Origin of the sequence: Nocardia cyriacigeorgica, assembly GCF_005863245.1 — a bacterium.
In the GTDB taxonomy this organism is placed as follows: Bacteria; Actinomycetota; Actinomycetes; order Mycobacteriales; family Mycobacteriaceae; genus Nocardia; species Nocardia cyriacigeorgica_C.
Genome location: NZ_VBUT01000012.1, coordinates 17,338 through 32,241 on the forward strand (window position 1 = coordinate 17,338; position 14,904 = coordinate 32,241).

Consider the following 14,904-nt stretch of genomic DNA (forward strand, 5'->3'; position numbering starts at 1 on the left):
ATGGACCGGTGCGGCGACGGACGCCCCTGGCAGGCGGGCGGGCCGAGGCGGGCGCTGACCGATAGGATCGGCGTGCTCGACAGATCGGACTAGGAGGGCCGTAGGTGCAACCGGGTTCGGTCTTCGCCGGATATCAGATCGAACGCCGACTCGGCCGCGGCGGGATGGGCTCGGTCTACCTCGCCAAACATCCGCGACTGCCCCGGCGCACCGCGCTCAAACTGCTGAATCCGGACCTGTTCGACGACAAGGAGACCAGAGCGCGGTTCGAACGTGAGGCCGATCTGGCCGCCCAGCTCGACCATCCGAACATCGTCACCGTCTACGACCGCGGCGCCGAGGACGGCCAGCTGTGGATTTCCATGCAGTACATCGACGGTGTCGACGCGGCGTCGCTGGATCCGAACACGCTGCCGGTGCTGCGGGCGGTGCAGATCATCGCCGATACCGCGCAGGCGCTGGATTTCGCGCACAGCATGGGCGTGCTGCACCGCGATGTGAAACCGGCCAATATCCTGCTGTCCAACGCGCACACCGGGCCGGAACGGGTCTACCTCACCGACTTCGGCATCGCCCGACTGCGCGACGACGGCGGCCACCTCACCCAGACCGGTTCCTTCACCGCCACCATCGCCTACGCCTCGCCCGAACAGCTCACCGGGGCGCCGCTGGATCACCGCACCGATCAGTATTCGTTGGCATGCAGCCTGTACTGGATGCTGACGGGCACCGCGCCGTTCTCCTCACCGCATCCGGTGGCCGTCATCCAGGGGCATCTCCAGCATCAGCCGCCGGCCTTGAGTAGCGTCCGGCATGGTCTGCCCGCGGGGCTCGACGCGGTGATGGCGCGGGCATTGGCGAAGCGGCCGGGGGAAAGATTCGGCAGCTGTGCGGAATTCGCGGATGCGGTGCGGGCGGCGTTATCGGGTGGGATGCATCCGTCGTCGCCGCAGCTGCGGACGGGCGGGGCGTATCCGTCGGGGGCGCAGCCGTATCCGTCGGGGGCGCATATGCGTTCGTCGGGACACGATCAGTGGGCGTCTGGGCCGCACGTGCGAGCGGGGGCGATGCAGGCGCCGATGGCGACCGGGCACGGGCAGCCGATCGTGGCACGACCACCTGCGCAATCGCTACCGCATTCACCGGCACAGGTGAGGTCCGCCGGTGCGAGGTCGCGGCCGATGGACGGTCCTGTCGATGCGGCCGGGTCGCGGCCGCTGTCGCAGGGGCCGGCCTCGGCTGCGACGGGTGCGGCGTCGCCGCGACGGCTGGTCGATGCGGGGGCGGTGCGTTCGCGCAAGGGGTGGCTGATCGGGTTGTCGGTGGCGGCGGTCGTCGCTGTCGTCGCCGCGTTGGCGGCCGTGATCGTGTCGAACAATTCCGAAGAAGCAGGGCCCACCGGGATTCAGGCGATCAGCGAAGAATTCCCGGACATGGTGCCGGACAACGATCTCGGCATCGGGTTCAACGGCCACACCTGCATGTCGCACGACCCGGCGCGGGGACGCGAACTGTGGAAGGGGCAGACCGTCGACGGACCCGATTTCGGCGAATGGACCGGCGCCTGGCACTGCTACGACGGGCGCACCGATTACTACCTGATGAAATACGAAGACGGACAAGGCGTTCAGCAGGTACTCGACGCGCTGACACCCATGGACATCACCAGCGACGTCAACGGCTCGGTGATCTTCGAGAACTACCACCTCGCGGGCAAAGACCCCAAGGAACACTCCATGGTGAGCGGCTTCCCGATCGCCGACCGCGCCCAGTATCTGCTGTACACCACCGGGAAATTCAAGACTCCGGAGGAATTCATGGACTGGTGGAAGTCGCTGCCGCTGGGCTGAACCGGCGGATGTCACACTCGCCTGCGCTGCGTCGTCATCTCCACGTCGACCCGACAACGACGAAGGAGACGATGGTGAGCATCGAGATCAGCAACCCCGACGGCCTGCACGACCCGACCGGATTCGGCTACAGCCATGTCGCGCGAGTACGCGGCGAACTGGTGTTCATCGCAGGGCAATACGATTCCGACGCCGACGGCCACACCACCAGCGAGGATTTCGGCGCACAAGTCGACCGTGCGTTCGACAACCTCGGCATCGCGTTGCGCTCGGTGGGCCTGGATTACGCCGACGTCGCCCAACTGCGCACCCACATCGTCGACCACGACCTGGCCAAACTGGCGGTGCTCGGCGAGAAGATCGCCGAGATCTGGGGCAAGCAGCCGCCCACCCAGACGCTGACCGGCGTCGCGGCGCTCGCGCTGCCGGGCATGCTGTTCGAGGTGGACGCGGTAGCGGTGCGGGACTAGTCGCCGAGAGTCACATCAGCGAGGACCCTACTCGGAGGACGCCTCGGTGATGTGACTCTCGACGTCGTCGCGTGCGGCGTTGACCTCACCGGGTGCGGCGGGAACATCGGTTGCGCCCAATCCCGCGAGCAGCCGCAGCCCGTCTTCGGTCGGGCTGTTCGGTTCGGCGGACAGCACCAGCAGTTCCATGCCCGATTCGTCGGGGAGCGCGAAGTTCTCCTGGTGCAGTTCGAGCAGCCCGACCAGCGGGTGGCGGTAGGCCTTGCGGCCGTGGGTGCGGGCGCGCACGTCGGCGCGGGCCCAGAGCTTGCGGAAGCGTTCGCTGCCCATCGCCAGTTCGCCGATGAGTGCGGCCAGGCGCGGGTCGTCGGGGTACTTGCCCGCGGCCAGGCGCAGATGGCCGACGGCGTCGAGGGTGCAGGTCTCCCAGTCGGCGTAGAGGCCGCGCTGATCCTCTTCGAGGAAGATGTGCCGGGCAGTGTTCAGACCGGACAGCGGGCGTCCGTAGAGGAGTTCGGCGAGACGGTTGCCCGCGAGCACGTCCAGGCGGTGATCCATGATCAGCGCGGGCGCGTCGGCGACCAGGTCGAGCACGCGCAACAGCTCCGGTCGCACTCGGGCCGTCGGCACTTTCGCGCGACGGCGGCGTTGGCGGGCGAGGCGGTAGAGGTGTTCGCGTTCGGTGTCGTCCAGGCCGAGGACACGGGCGAGGGCGTCGAGGATCTGCTCGGAGGGCTGGGTGGCGCGGCCCTGCTCGAGGCGGACGTAGTAGTCGACGCTGACTCCGGACAGATGCGCGACCTCTTCGCGGCGCAGCCCTTGGACTCTGCGACGGCGGTCGGCGGGGATGCCGACGTCGGCCGGGTCGACCCGGGAGCGCCGGGTCCGCAGGAAGCCGGCGAGATCATCCATGGCCCCAGTATGGCCGCGGTCGCGTCGGCAAAGGTGGTCCTGCCGATACCAGGAAGTCCCGTCCGGCGGACGCGCCGCCCCTGAATGCGCAGCTCCTGGGTGCTCAGGATCGAACCCATCCGATCCGAAGGAGTTCCCATGAAAACGCTGATCGTCCACGCCCACCCCGAACCGGACTCGCTCAACAGCGCGCTGAAGGACCTCGCGGTCGCGACGCTGGAGTCGGCCGGGCACGAGGTGCGGGTGAGCGACCTGTACGCGATGAACTGGAAGGCCGCGGTGGACGCCGCCGACTACGGTCCCGCCGCGTCATCTCCGCTGCGGGTGGCCGCGGACTCCGGCCGGGCCTTCGAGTCCGGCCTGCTCACCCCCGATGTGCGCGCCGAGCAGGACAAACTGCTGTGGGCCGACACGATCATCTTCCAGTTCCCGCTGTGGTGGTATTCGATGCCCGCGATCCTGAAGGGCTGGGTCGACCGGGTGTTCACCTATCGCTTCGCCTACGGCGTCGGCGAACACAGCGACACCAAATACGGCGAACGCTACGGCGAAGGCACCCTGGCCGGCCGCAGGGCGCTGCTGTCGGTGACCATCGGCGGCCTCGAATCCCATTACGGCCCACGCGGAATCAACGGTCCCATCGACGACCTGCTGTTCCCGATCCACCACGGCATCCTCTTCTACCCGGGCATCGAGCCACTGCCACCGTTCGTGGTGTACGGCGCCGACCGATTGCGCGGCGAGGACTATCCCGATATCGCCAAGGCATGGGAGCAGCGCCTGCTCACCCTGGAATCGACCGAGCCGATCCCCTTCCGTCGCCAGAACTTCGGCGACTACGAACTGCCGTCGCTGCAACTGAAGCCGGGCCTGGAACCGGCGGGCCGCACGGGGTTCGGCCTGCACGTGCGGGCCTGATCCGGTGGGGTGCGCGCCGATCGCGCACATGGGCGGCCGGTTCCGGACGCCGACCCTTCAGACTTTGGTGGCGGCGGTGAGTCGTTGCAGGGCCTTGGTCACGACCTCGGGGTCGCTGGTCTCCCAGTACGGCGGCAGCGATGCTCGCAGGTAGCCGCCGTAGCGGGCGGTGGCCAGGCGGGGGTCGAGAATCGCGACGACGCCGCGGTCGTCGACGCTGCGCAGCAAGCGGCCCGTGCCTTGGGCGAGCAGCAGCGCCGCGTGGCTGGCGGCGACGGACATGAAGCCGTTGCCGCCGCGCGATTCGACCGCCCGCTGCCGCGCGGTGAGCAGCGGATCGTCGGGGCGGGGGAACGGAATCCGGTCCAGGATCACCAGACTCAGCGACGGGCCGGGTACGTCGACGCCCTGCCACAGCGACAGCGTGCCGAACAGGGAGGTCTCCGGGTCGTCGGCGAACTTGCGCACCAGCGCACCGGTGGAATCCTCGCCCTGGCACAGCACGGGGGTATCCAAGCGCCCGCGCAGCGCTTCGGTGGCGGCTTTGGCGGCGCGCATGGAGGAGAACAGTCCGAGCGTGCGTCCGCCGGCGGCGGTGATCAGCCGTTCGATCTCGTCGAGGTAGGCGGGGGACAGGCCGTCGCGGCCGGGCGCGGGCAGATGTTTGGCGACGTAGAGGATCCCGGATTTCGCATGGTCGAACGGGGAACCGACATCGAGGGAGGTCCAGCGCACCGTCTCGCTGTCGGAGGGGGCTTCGGCGCCGTTGGCGGTGGCGGTATCGGTGCGGCCCGAGGACTGGGCGGGCAGGCCCCAGGTGATGGCGAGACCGTCGAACGAACCGCCGATCTGCAACGTCGCCGAGGTCAGCACCACCGTGGACGCGCCGAACAGCCGGCTGCGCAGCAGCCCGCCCACCGACAGCGGCGCCATCCGCAAGGTGCGCCGGGTGACGCCGCGCAGTTCGTCGGCGGCCAGCCACACCACATCGCGGCGGGCCGCCGGATCGGGTTCGTCGAAGGCGGTGAGCGCGCGTACCGCGGCGTCGTGCACCTCTTCGACGGCGGCGACGGCGCGGGTGCGGGCGGCGGCGGTATCGGCATCGCCCTGCGGGGTGCTGCTGCCCTGCGGGGCCAGCGCGGTGTGCGCGTTCCAGGCGGCGTCGCGGACCAGCGCGAGCACCGGGGCGATCCCGTCGGGGATGGCGTCCCAGCGGCTCGCGGGCAGATCGTCGAGGGCGGCGTGCAGTGCTTCGCCCGCCGCCTCGAGCCGGTCCACCTCTTGTTCATCGATGAGTTTGGCGCAGCGACGGGCCGCGGCGGTGATCGCAACTGCCGACAGTTCGGCGGTCGCGACGCCGGTGACGCGGTCGACCAGTTCGTGCGCCTCGTCGACCACCACCACGTCGTGTTCGGGCAGCACCTGGATGCCGCTGATGGCGTCGATGGCCAGCAGGGCGTGGTTGGTGACGACGATGTCGGCCTGCGCGGATTCGGCCCTGGCCCTCTCGGCGAAGCAATCCTGCCCGAACGGGCAGCGCGACTTGCCGAGGCACTCCCGCGAGGACACGCTGACCTGCCGCCACGCCCGATCGGAGACGCCGGGGGCGAGATCGTCGCGGTCGCCGGTCTCGGTATCGGAGGCCCATTCGTTGAGCCGCTGCACCTCACGGCCCAGCCGCGATACCGCGAACGCGTCGAACAGTTCGGCCTCGGCGGGCTCTTCCGGGATCGCGCTGTTGATCTTGTTCAGGCACAGATAGTTGTTGCGGCCCTTGAGGATCGCGAACTGCGGCGTGCGGCCGAGCGGTTTGGCGAGCGCCTCGGAAAGGCGGGGCAGATCGCGATCGACCAGCTGACGTTGCAACGCGATCGTCGCCGTGGACACCACCACTGTGCGCCCGGTGCGCACCGCGTGCCGCAGGCTCGGCACCAGGTAGGCCAGCGATTTCCCGGTACCGGTGCCCGCCTGTACCGCCAGGTGTTCCTTGGTGTCGATGGCGTGATCGACCGCGGCGGCCATCGCCACCTGACCGGGCCGTTCCTTGCCGCCGAGCGCGGAGACGGCAGCGGACAACAGGGCCGGGACGGGCGGAAGTTCGGGCACCCCGGCAGCCTACTGCGCCGCACCGACAAGCCGTGCCCGGTCGGCGCGGGCGGTCATGGGTTGGCGATTACCCGCCGATCGAGCCCTCGAGCTCCACCCCGGCTTCGCGCAGCTGCCCCAGCGCCTTCTCCGTGGTCTCCGGCGCGACCGCGGCGGTGAGCCCGAGCAGCACCCGGGTATCGAAGCCGGCGGCCGCCGCATCGAGCGCGGTGGCGCGGACGCAGTGGTCGGTGGCGATCCCGACGACGTCGACGGCGTCGATATCGCGCGCCTTCAGCCAGTCGGCCAGCGCCGTGCCGTCATCGGCGGCGCCCTCGAACCCGGAGTAGGCGGCGGCATAGGCGCCCTTGGAGAACACCTCCTGCACCGGCGTGGTGTCGAAGTTCGGATGGAAGTCCGCTCCTGGCGTGCCGACCCGGCAGTGCGGCGGCCAGCTGTCCACGAAATCGGGCGTGTCGGAGAAATGCGCGCCGGGATCGATGTGGAAATCGCGGGTCGCCACCACTGCCGCGTACTCGTCGGCGTGCGCCCGCGCGTGCGCGCTGATCCGCTCGGCCACCCGCCCCCCGCCCGCGACGGCCAGCGAACCACCCTCGCAGAAATCCTTCTGCACATCCACGATCACCAAAGCTCGACCCATACCCCAATTCTGCCCCCGCCTACCAACACCCGCACCGGCGTCGAGCGCTACATGGCCGAGGCGTTTCGCGAGAAGGTCCCTCGCTCATGTAGCTCTCGGCAGGGGTGGCTCAGGGGAGGAATGTGGTCGGGATGGCGGGGTCGCCGGCGGAGAGTTTGAGGCCTTCCCACGGCAGTGAGACCAGCCCTCGAGCGACGAAGTCGCGGCTTTCGGCGAGGGACGGCTGGTCGAGCGCTTGGCCTTTGCGGACCAGCGGCACCAGCAGATCGCGCATCTCGAATCCGTTCGCCGAGGGTCGTTCGCCGGCGGCCGGGTAGATGATCTCCTCGACGATGGTTCCGGTGTGCCGGGCCAGCCGGACCGCCCGCTTGGTGCCGCCGCGCGACTCCTTGTGACTGCTGCGTTTGGCCACCGGCACGCCGTCCACCTCGACCAGTTTGTAGACCATCCCGGCCGTCGGTGCGCCGGAACCGGTGACCAGCGAGGTACCGACGCCGTAGACGTCGACCGGCTCGGCGCGTAGCGCGGCGATCGCGTACTCGTCCAAGTCGCCGGAGACGACGATGCGGGTCTTGGTGGCGCCGAGCGCGTCGAGTTGATCGCGCACCTGCCTGGCCAGCACGCCCAGATCACCGGAGTCGATGCGCACACCGCCCAGTTCCGGTCCGGCGATCTCGATGGCGGTGGCCACGCCCTTGGTGATGTCGAAGGTGTCGACCAGCAGCGTGGTGCCGACGCCGAGCGCCTCGATCTGGCTGCGGAAGGCGGCCGCTTCGTGCGCGCCGTCGGCGCCGCTGTGCAGCAGGGTGAACGCATGCGCGCTGGTGCCCGCGCCGGGGACGCCGAAACGGCGCACCGCCTCCAGGTTCGAGGTGGCGTCGAATCCGGCCAGGTAGGCGGCGCGGGCGCTGGCGGGTGCGGCCAATTCGTGGGTGCGCCGCGACCCCATTTCGATCATCCGCCGCTGCGCCGCCGCGCTGACCATGCGCGCGGCCGCCGAGGCGACAGCACTGTCGTGGTTGAGGATCGACAGGGCCAGCGTTTCCAGCAGCACGCATTCGGCGAAGCTGCCGCGCACCGACAGGATGGGTGAGCCGGGGAAATACAGGTCGCCTTCGGCGTAGCCGTCGATATCGCCGGTGAAGCGGAAATCGCGCAACCAGTCGACGGTGTTCTTGTCCAGGAATCGGGAGACGATCTCGAGCTCGTGTTCACCGAAGCGGAACTCGCCGAGTGCCTCGAGCAGCCGTCCGGTACCCGCGACGACGCCGTAGCGACGTCCGTGTGGCAACCGCCGGGCGAACACCTCGAAGGTGCACTGCCGGTGCGCGGAACCATCGGCCAGCGCGGCGGCGAGCATGGTCAGTTCGTACTGATCGGTCAGCAGCGCGGTGCTGGTGACCTCATCGCGGCGATCCACGCTGTCACTGTAATGCGGGGTACAGGATCGCAGCCGGTCGCGACGTCGCGAATACGCCGCCGACCTGGGTGAACCGCGGCCGCATGATAAGGCAGGCACGCCCGATATTACGGCCGAACCGGCGGAATCGATCATGCTCGGGTGTTGTGTATCCGGGTGCTCGTCGTACCCTTGACGGTATGGCCCTGTGCAATACAGCACCCCGCTATCGGACGGACGCGGCCCGTGTCGGCGCCGTCGCGGTCGCCGCGAACGCGACGCTGTCGGCACAGGCGACGCCCGAAGCGGTGGAATACACCGAGATCCTGGAGGCGGAAGATCGGCCGTGGGTCACGGTCGTCTGGGACGACCCGGTCAACCTGATGCACTACGTGACCTACATCTTCCAGAAGCTGTTCGGCTACAGCAAAGCCAAGGCGACCGAGTTGATGCTCAAGGTGCACAACGAGGGCAAGGCGGTCGTATCGTCCGGCTCGCGGGACAAAATGGAACAGGATGTGCGTCGGCTACACGCCGCGGGACTGTGGGCGACCATGCAGCGAGACGACTGACTCGGACGGCTACCGTAGCGACGTGCGTAAGTGGAGCCGGAAGAATTCGCTGAGCGGTCTCAAACTGCGATCCGAAATGGACGCCCGGGAAGCCGGCGTGCTGCGGTCGCTGGTCGGTGCGGTCTCCGGACTGCTCACCGAGCGAGCCTCCTCGGCCCCCGACGACGATCTCGCCGCGCTCACCGGTCTGCGCACCGGTAACGCCACCCCACCCGACGACCCTCGCCTGCTGCGCCTGCTGCCCGATTTCCACCGCAGCGAACCGGGTTCCCCCGACGCTGACCGCGCCGACCTCAACAGCGCCCTGCGCAGCCTGCACGAACCCGAGATCATCGACGCCAAACTGGCCGCGGGAGCCGTCGTCCTCGACACCTGCCCCGACGGCGGCGGCCGCATCATCATCACCCCCGAACAGGCCGACGCCTGGCTCACCGCCCTCACCGACGTCCGCCTCGCCCTCGGCGCCGTCCTCGGCATCGACGCCGACACGCCCGAACAATTCGACCCCGACGATCCCCGCGCCCCGCATCTGGACGTGTACCACTGGTTGACCTGGATGCAGGATTCGCTGCTCCAGGCGCTCGCGCCCTGAGTCAGCTCACATTCGCCCGGTCGGTCTCGAACCCCGAACCCGCTGATCAAGAGTCAGCTGCGGCCGGGAGTCGTAGGCGTGCGTCGAGAAGCCCATTCACGACACTCGCGGGACGGCTGCCTGCACGCAGTAGTGGCCCGGCTGTCGGCGCGCTCTTGCCGCGGCCGACCGCGCACAGCAGGGGGCAAACCTGTCAGCTCGCTGCCCCGGCCACCCGCGCGCAGTACTGGCCAACCTGCCAGCCTGCACTTGCCGCGGCCGCCGCGCACAGCAGGGACCATGTTGCCAGCGCGCGTATGTCACCGCCGCCTGCGCAGCATGGGGACCAGGCCGCCAGCGCTTGTTTGCCGCGGCCGCCTGCGCACAGCAGGACCAGGCTGTCGGCGCGTGTCTGTCGTCGACGGTAGCGTCGGCGCTGAGACCGGCGACAAGGAGTTCTCGTGAATGCGGTGGCGGGCGCGCGTAATTCGTTGACCGACGTGCCGGGTGTGCTGGTGGGCCATCACCACGTACTCGATGACGATGCGACCGTCGGTGCCGGGGCCGCGACCGGGTGCACCGTGGTTCGGGTGCCCGGCGGGGCCGTCGCGGCGGTCGATGTGCGCGGTGGCGGGCCGGGCACCAGGGAGACCGACGTGCTCGATCCGCTGAACACGGTGCGCCGGGCCGATGCGGTGTTGCTGACCGGCGGCAGCGCGTACGGGCTTGCGGCCGCCGACGGGGTGATGCGGTGGCTGGAGGAGAACGGCGCCGGGATTCCGATGGATCCGGCCGATCCGAGCCGGGTGGTGCCGATCGTGCCCGGTGCGGTGATCTTCGATCTTCCGGTGGGGGACTGGAACATTCGGCCCACGGCCGACTTCGGCTACCGGGCCGCGGCGGCGGCCGGCGTCGACTTCGAACGCGGCACCGTCGGTGCCGGGGTCGGGGCGCGGGCGGGCGCGATCAAGGGCGGGATCGGCAGTGCGAGCATCGTGCTCGGTGACGGCCCCGCAGCCGGGATGACGGTCGCCGCCTTGATGGTCGCCAACCCCGTCGGCTCGGTCTTCGATCCGCGCACCGGCCTGCTCTGGGGTGCGGGTACCGACGGCCCGGACCGCTTCGGCCTCACCCCGGCGACCCCGGAACAACTCGCCATCGCCAACGCCCTCCCGGTGAAGGGCACGATCCTCAACACCACCATCGGCGTCGTCGCCACCGACGCACCGCTGGATACCCTCGCCGCCCGCCGCCTCGCCACCACCGCCCACGATGGCCTCGCCCGCGCGATCCGCCCCGCTCATTCCCCGCTCGACGGCGACACCATCTTCGTCCTCGCCACCGGCACCGCCACCGCACCGGATGCCCCGCCGCTGCCGCCGGCGTTCCCCACGGACCTGCTGGTGCTGGACCAGCTGTGCACCGGCGCCGCGGTGTGCGTCGAACGCGCGATCGTCGACGCGATTCTCTCCGCCCGCGCCGTGGCCGGTATCCCGTCGTACCGCGAGTTGTTCCCGGGCTGATCCGGGCGCCGTCGGCTCCCGCGCCGACGCCGGCACGCGCCTGCCGTCACCGATGCCGGCGGCCTCGCGAACCCGCGCGAATCCCCGCTGGTCACCGCCGCGTCAGGAGCCAGATGCGGCCCGCCCGGAATACCCGAATATCCTCACTCGTTGACGGCTGTGTCAGGTCGGTGACGGCTGTGCGGATAGGCGGAAGGGTTCGATTGTGCTCGTGATCAGGGCCGACCTCGTCGACGAGATGGTGGCGCATGCGCGCGCCGACCACCCGGACGAGGCGTGCGGCATCATTGCCGGGCCGGAGGGCTCCGATCGCCCGGAACGTTTCGTGGCCATGATCAACGCCGAGCGTTCGCCCACCTTCTACCGCTTCGATTCCGTCGAGCAGCTGAAGGTGTGGCGCGCCATGGACGACGCCGACGAGGTGCCGGTGGTGATCTATCACTCGCATACCGCCACCGAGGCCTACCCGAGTCGCACCGACATCTCCTACGCCTCCGAACCGGACGCCCACTACGTGCTGATTTCCACTCGCGATCCCGAGCAGCACGAGCTGCGCAGCTACCGGATCGTGGACGGCGAGGTCACCGAGGAGCCGGTGAAGATCGTCGACAGCTACGAAAACAACTGACCGCCAACGATATTCGTTAGTAACCCGAGGAGTTCCCCGATGCCGGTAACCGTGTCCATCCCGACCATCATGCGCCCGTTGACCGGAGGTGAGAAGCGGGTCGAGGCCGAAGGGTCGACGCTGGCGGCGCTGATCGAGAACTTGGACGCCAACTTCTCCGGGCTCAAGGAGCGGCTGCTCAAGGACGGCAAGCTCAACCGGTACGTCAACATCTACGTCGACGACGAGGACGTGCGGTTCGCCGGTGGGCTCGACGCCGAGGTGCCCGAGGGCGCGAGCGTCACCATCCTGCCCGCCGTCGCCGGAGGCTAGTTCCTCGTGGCGCGGTACGAATCGCTGATCGCGACCCTCGGCAACACGCCGCTGGTCGGTTTGCGCAACCTGTCCCCGCAGTGGGAGGGCGAGCATCCGGTGCGGCTGTGGGCCAAGCTCGAGGATCGCAACCCCACCGGGTCGATCAAGGATCGCCCGGCCCTGCGCATGATCGAACAGGCCGAGGCCGACGGCCTGCTGACGCCCGGCTGCACCATCCTGGAGCCGACCAGCGGCAATACCGGGATCTCACTCGCCATGGCGGCCAAGCTCAAGGGCTACCAGCTGGTGTGTGTGATGCCGGAGAACACCTCGGTGGAGCGACGTCAGCTGCTCACCATGTTCGGCGCGCAGATCATCGATTCACCGGCGGCGGGCGGCTCCAACCAGGCCGTCGCCATGGCCAAGCAGATCGCCGCGGACAATCCCGACTGGGTGATGCTCTACCAGTACGGCAACCCGGCCAACGCGCTCGCCCATTACGAGACCACGGGCCCGGAAATCCTGGCCGACCTGCCCGAGATCACCCATTTCGTGGCCGGCCTCGGCACCACCGGCACGCTGATGGGTACCGGCCGTTTCCTGCGGGAGAAGGTGCCGGGCATCGAGATCGTGGCGGCCGAACCGCGCTACGGCGAGCTGGTGTACGGGCTGCGCAATATCGACGAGGGCTTCATCCCGGAGCTCTACGACGAGTCGGTGCTCACCACCCGTTTCTCCGTCGGCCCGTACGACGCGGTGCGCCGCACCAGGGAACTGGTCCTCGAAGAAGGCATTTTCGCCGGGATATCCACGGGCGCGATCCTGCATGCCGCGCTCGGTGTCGCTCGAAAGGCTGTCAAGGCCGGTACCAGGGCCGATATCGCGTTCGTTGTGGCCGATGGTGGCTGGAAGTACCTGTCCACCGGCGCCTACGACGGCACGCTGGAAGAGGCCGAGGAACGTCTCGACGGCCAGCTCTGGGCCTGAGGTCGCCGGTACCCTCGAAGATGCGTTCGGCGGTGTGAGTGCCGCCGGCTATGGCATTGCCGGCGCCAGGTCCTGGATCGGGCGTCGTGCGAGGAGGTGATCGCGGTGACCGGTGGAACCGGAATCGGGGCCTCGTTCGATCCCGAGCGGATCGCGGCGCTGCGTGCTCAGCAGTCACGTCCACCCGTGCCTGGTACCGCACCGCCGCAGCCGCGGACGCCACCGCGTAAGCCGGGCCGGTTCGGGGCGGTGTGGGCGCAGGCCGCCGTGATCGTCCTCGGTTTCACCGCCTCGCTCTACGTGATCGAAGGTTTCGATGCCGTCTCCAGCGTCGATCTGGACCAGGCCGGGATCGAGCCACGTCAGCTCGACGGACTCACCGGAATCCTGTACGCCCCGGTCCTGCACGGCGGCTGGGCGCATCTCATCGGCAACACCCTGCCCGTCCTGGTGCTCGGGTTCCTCGCCCTGGTGTCCGGTATCGGCCGCGGGCTCGCGGCGACGGCGATCATCTGGGTGGTCGCGGGCGTCGGCACCTGGCTCACCGGCGGATCGGGCACGGTGCATCTGGGCGCGTCGGCGCTGGTCTTCGGCTGGCTGACGTTCATCATCCTGCGCGGCTGGTTCGGCAGGCACGTCGGCCAGATCGTCGTCGGATTGGTCGTGCTCGCCGTCTACGGCTCGCTGCTGTGGGGTGTGCTGCCCGGGCAGCCGGGCATCTCCTGGCAGGGACACCTGTTCGGCGCGGTCGGCGGTGTGCTCGCGGCCTGGATGCTGTCGGGCGATGAGCGCAAGCGTCAGCGTGTGGTGCCGCCAGGTGCGGGTGCTTCGTTGGGGTTGCGGTGAGAACGGGAGTCCGCGCGTAGCGCTCGAGGCGGCGGTATCGCGGGGTGCCCGGCCGTCGGCCGACAGCGCTGTTCTGAGCACTCCACGCCCCTGGAACCCCTTGGCGCCCGCACCCTTTCGGCTGGATGGGGTGGACCGTGCGCTCGCTGGGTACTCTCTGGTGATGAACGTCCACACCGTCGTGCGGCGCAGACCGGTTTCTTCGCGAGTTTCCGGTCCCAGCGGTTGCGGCCCGGCTTTTTGGGGGATCGGCTCTTGAGCGAGAATTCGTCGTGGCAGCATGGTGGGATGCGCCTTACCGTCCTCGGGTGCTCGGGCAGTGTGTCCGGCCCGGACTCCCCAGCGTCGGGGTACCTGCTCACCGGCCCGGATATGCAGCCGGTCGTCATCGATTTCGGTCCAGGAGTGCTCGGTGCGTTGCAGCGCTACGCCAACCCGGGCGACGTGTCGGTCTTCCTCACCCACTTGCACGCCGATCACTGCCTCGACCTGCCGGGTCTGCTGGTCTGGCGGCGCTACCACCCGACGCCGCCGGTCGGTAAGGCCATCGTGCGCGGCCCGTCGGACACCTCGCTGCGCATCGGCAACGCCTCGGCCGAGGTCGGCGGCGAATGCGACGACTGGTCCGACGTGATCGATATGCGTCCGTGGAGCGAAGGTGAGGCGGTCGAGTTCGGCCCCGGGCACACCGTCACCGCGCGCCGGATGTTCCACCCGCCGGAGTCCTACGGCCTGCGCATCGTCACCGCCGCCGGGCGCACCTTCGTCTACACCGGCGACACCGCCATGTGCGACCAGGTGCAGGAACTCGCCCAGGGCGCCGACATCCTGATGGCGGAAGCCTCCTGGACCCATGATCCCGCCAATCGCCCTCCGGGCATTCACCTTTCGGGCACCGAGGCGGGCCGGATCGCGGCCGAGGCGGGCGTCAAGGAGCTGCTGCTCACCCACATTCCGCCGTGGACTTCGCGCGAAGACGTGATCGCCGAAGCCAAGGCCGAGTTCACCGGACCCGTGCACGCGGTCGCGCCGGGGGAGACCTTCGACCTCTGAGTTCAGTCCGCGCCCGGCAGCCGGGCAGGGCGATGGGGATCAGCCCTGGTCCGGTATCGCCGACTCCGCCCATCGACTGCCCCGGCCTCGTGATTCGGCGAGGTCGGCGGGCCATCACGGCCTGATGGTGTTCGG

15 protein-coding genes are annotated in these 14,904 nt (G+C 69.2%); 11 read left to right on the plus strand and 4 right to left on the minus strand.

The features are described from left to right. The first annotated feature begins 164 nt into the window (after positions 1-164). Both FEK34_RS25685 and FEK34_RS25690 read left to right on the plus strand, forming a co-directional pair. Positions 165-1,850, plus strand: coding sequence for a protein kinase domain-containing protein (locus FEK34_RS25685; RefSeq protein WP_432760991.1), 1,686 nt, complete (start codon positions 165-167; stop codon positions 1,848-1,850). Between the two features lie 71 nt (positions 1,851-1,921). Then, positions 1,922-2,320 (plus strand): RidA family protein, encoded by a 399-nt coding sequence (locus FEK34_RS25690; protein WP_249359611.1) that lies wholly within the window; start codon positions 1,922-1,924, stop codon positions 2,318-2,320. A gap of 27 nt (positions 2,321-2,347) precedes the next feature. Here FEK34_RS25690 and FEK34_RS25695 read toward each other — a convergent pair whose 3' ends face one another. Beyond that, a complete protein-coding gene (locus FEK34_RS25695; RefSeq protein ID WP_249359613.1) occupies positions 2,348-3,232 on the minus strand; it encodes a helix-turn-helix transcriptional regulator in 885 nt (294 codons plus the stop codon). Positions 3,233-3,370: 138 nt separating this feature from the next. Between FEK34_RS25695 and FEK34_RS25700 the strand changes: the two genes are divergently transcribed. After that, positions 3,371-4,150: an NAD(P)H-dependent oxidoreductase gene (locus FEK34_RS25700; RefSeq protein WP_138451901.1), complete on the plus strand. Its 780-nt coding sequence runs from the start codon at positions 3,371-3,373 to the stop codon at positions 4,148-4,150. Between the two features lie 57 nt (positions 4,151-4,207). Here the strand turns inward: FEK34_RS25700 and FEK34_RS25705 are convergent, their stop codons facing one another. The 3 genes from FEK34_RS25705 to FEK34_RS25715 form a co-directional block, all read right to left on the minus strand. Continuing rightward, the gene (locus FEK34_RS25705) at positions 4,208-6,256 is read right to left on the minus strand and encodes an ATP-dependent DNA helicase (protein WP_138451903.1); all 2,049 of its coding nucleotides are present in this window, start codon (positions 6,254-6,256) and stop codon (positions 4,208-4,210) included. 67 nt (positions 6,257-6,323) lie between these two features. Continuing rightward, positions 6,324-6,896, minus strand: coding sequence for an isochorismatase family protein (locus FEK34_RS25710; protein ID WP_138451904.1), 573 nt, complete (start codon positions 6,894-6,896; stop codon positions 6,324-6,326). A gap of 109 nt (positions 6,897-7,005) precedes the next feature. Then, positions 7,006-8,316 carry a nicotinate phosphoribosyltransferase gene (locus FEK34_RS25715; protein WP_138451906.1) on the minus strand — a complete coding sequence of 437 codons (1,311 nt, stop codon included), beginning with the start codon at positions 8,314-8,316 and terminating at the stop codon, positions 7,006-7,008. Between the two features lie 179 nt (positions 8,317-8,495). Here FEK34_RS25715 and clpS point away from each other — a divergent pair, with 179 nt between their 5' ends. The 8 genes from clpS to FEK34_RS25755 all read left to right on the plus strand — a co-directional run bounded on the left by clpS (position 8,496) and on the right by FEK34_RS25755 (position 14,769). Next, a complete protein-coding gene (gene clpS, locus FEK34_RS25720; protein ID WP_036533908.1) occupies positions 8,496-8,867 on the plus strand; it encodes an ATP-dependent Clp protease adapter ClpS in 372 nt (123 codons plus the stop codon). Beyond that, complete coding sequence (locus tag FEK34_RS25725; protein WP_432760989.1) at positions 8,812-9,459, plus strand: DUF2017 domain-containing protein; 648 nt, start codon at positions 8,812-8,814, stop codon at positions 9,457-9,459. Before clpS ends, FEK34_RS25725 begins: the two co-directional genes overlap by 56 nt. Positions 9,460-9,899: 440 nt before the next feature. Beyond that, entirely contained in the window at positions 9,900-10,961 is a 1,062-nt protein-coding gene (locus FEK34_RS25730; RefSeq protein ID WP_138451910.1) for a P1 family peptidase, read from the plus strand. A 205-nt stretch (positions 10,962-11,166) separates the two neighbouring features. Beyond that, positions 11,167-11,589, plus strand: a complete 423-nt coding sequence (locus FEK34_RS25735; protein ID WP_138451912.1) for a Mov34/MPN/PAD-1 family protein — start codon at positions 11,167-11,169, stop codon at positions 11,587-11,589. A gap of 39 nt (positions 11,590-11,628) precedes the next feature. Further along, a complete protein-coding gene (locus tag FEK34_RS25740; RefSeq protein ID WP_138451914.1) occupies positions 11,629-11,901 on the plus strand; it encodes a MoaD/ThiS family protein in 273 nt (90 codons plus the stop codon). A gap of 6 nt (positions 11,902-11,907) precedes the next feature. Then, positions 11,908-12,870, plus strand: a complete 963-nt coding sequence (locus FEK34_RS25745) for a PLP-dependent cysteine synthase family protein (protein ID WP_138451916.1) — start codon at positions 11,908-11,910, stop codon at positions 12,868-12,870. Positions 12,871-13,029: 159 nt separating this feature from the next. Beyond that, positions 13,030-13,716, plus strand: a complete 687-nt coding sequence (locus FEK34_RS25750; RefSeq protein WP_432760992.1) for a rhomboid family intramembrane serine protease — start codon at positions 13,030-13,032, stop codon at positions 13,714-13,716. Positions 13,717-14,004: 288 nt separating this feature from the next. Further along, positions 14,005-14,769, plus strand: coding sequence for a cyclic nucleotide-degrading phosphodiesterase (locus tag FEK34_RS25755; RefSeq protein WP_138451918.1), 765 nt, complete (start codon positions 14,005-14,007; stop codon positions 14,767-14,769). The last annotated feature ends 135 nt before the right edge of the window (positions 14,770-14,904 follow it).

Bases quoted from the DNA above. Each gene is read 5' to 3' on its own strand.
- clpS (WP_036533908.1), top strand. From the start codon at position 8,496: ATGGCCCTGTGCAATACAGCACCCCGCTATCGGACGGACGCGGCCCGT.
- FEK34_RS25695 (WP_249359613.1), bottom strand. From the start codon at position 3,232: ATGGATGATCTCGCCGGCTTCCTGCGGACCCGGCGCTCCCGGGTCGAC.
- FEK34_RS25700 (WP_138451901.1), top strand. From the start codon at position 3,371: ATGAAAACGCTGATCGTCCACGCCCACCCCGAACCGGACTCGCTCAAC.
- FEK34_RS25725 (WP_432760989.1), top strand. From the start codon at position 8,812: ATGTGCGTCGGCTACACGCCGCGGGACTGTGGGCGACCATGCAGCGAG.
- FEK34_RS25710 (WP_138451904.1), bottom strand. From the start codon at position 6,896: ATGGGTCGAGCTTTGGTGATCGTGGATGTGCAGAAGGATTTCTGCGAG.
- FEK34_RS25690 (WP_249359611.1), top strand. From the start codon at position 1,922: ATGGTGAGCATCGAGATCAGCAACCCCGACGGCCTGCACGACCCGACC.
- FEK34_RS25740 (WP_138451914.1), top strand. From the start codon at position 11,629: ATGCCGGTAACCGTGTCCATCCCGACCATCATGCGCCCGTTGACCGGA.
- FEK34_RS25755 (WP_138451918.1), top strand. From the start codon at position 14,005: ATGCGCCTTACCGTCCTCGGGTGCTCGGGCAGTGTGTCCGGCCCGGAC.
- FEK34_RS25685 (WP_432760991.1), top strand. From the start codon at position 165: ATGGGCTCGGTCTACCTCGCCAAACATCCGCGACTGCCCCGGCGCACC.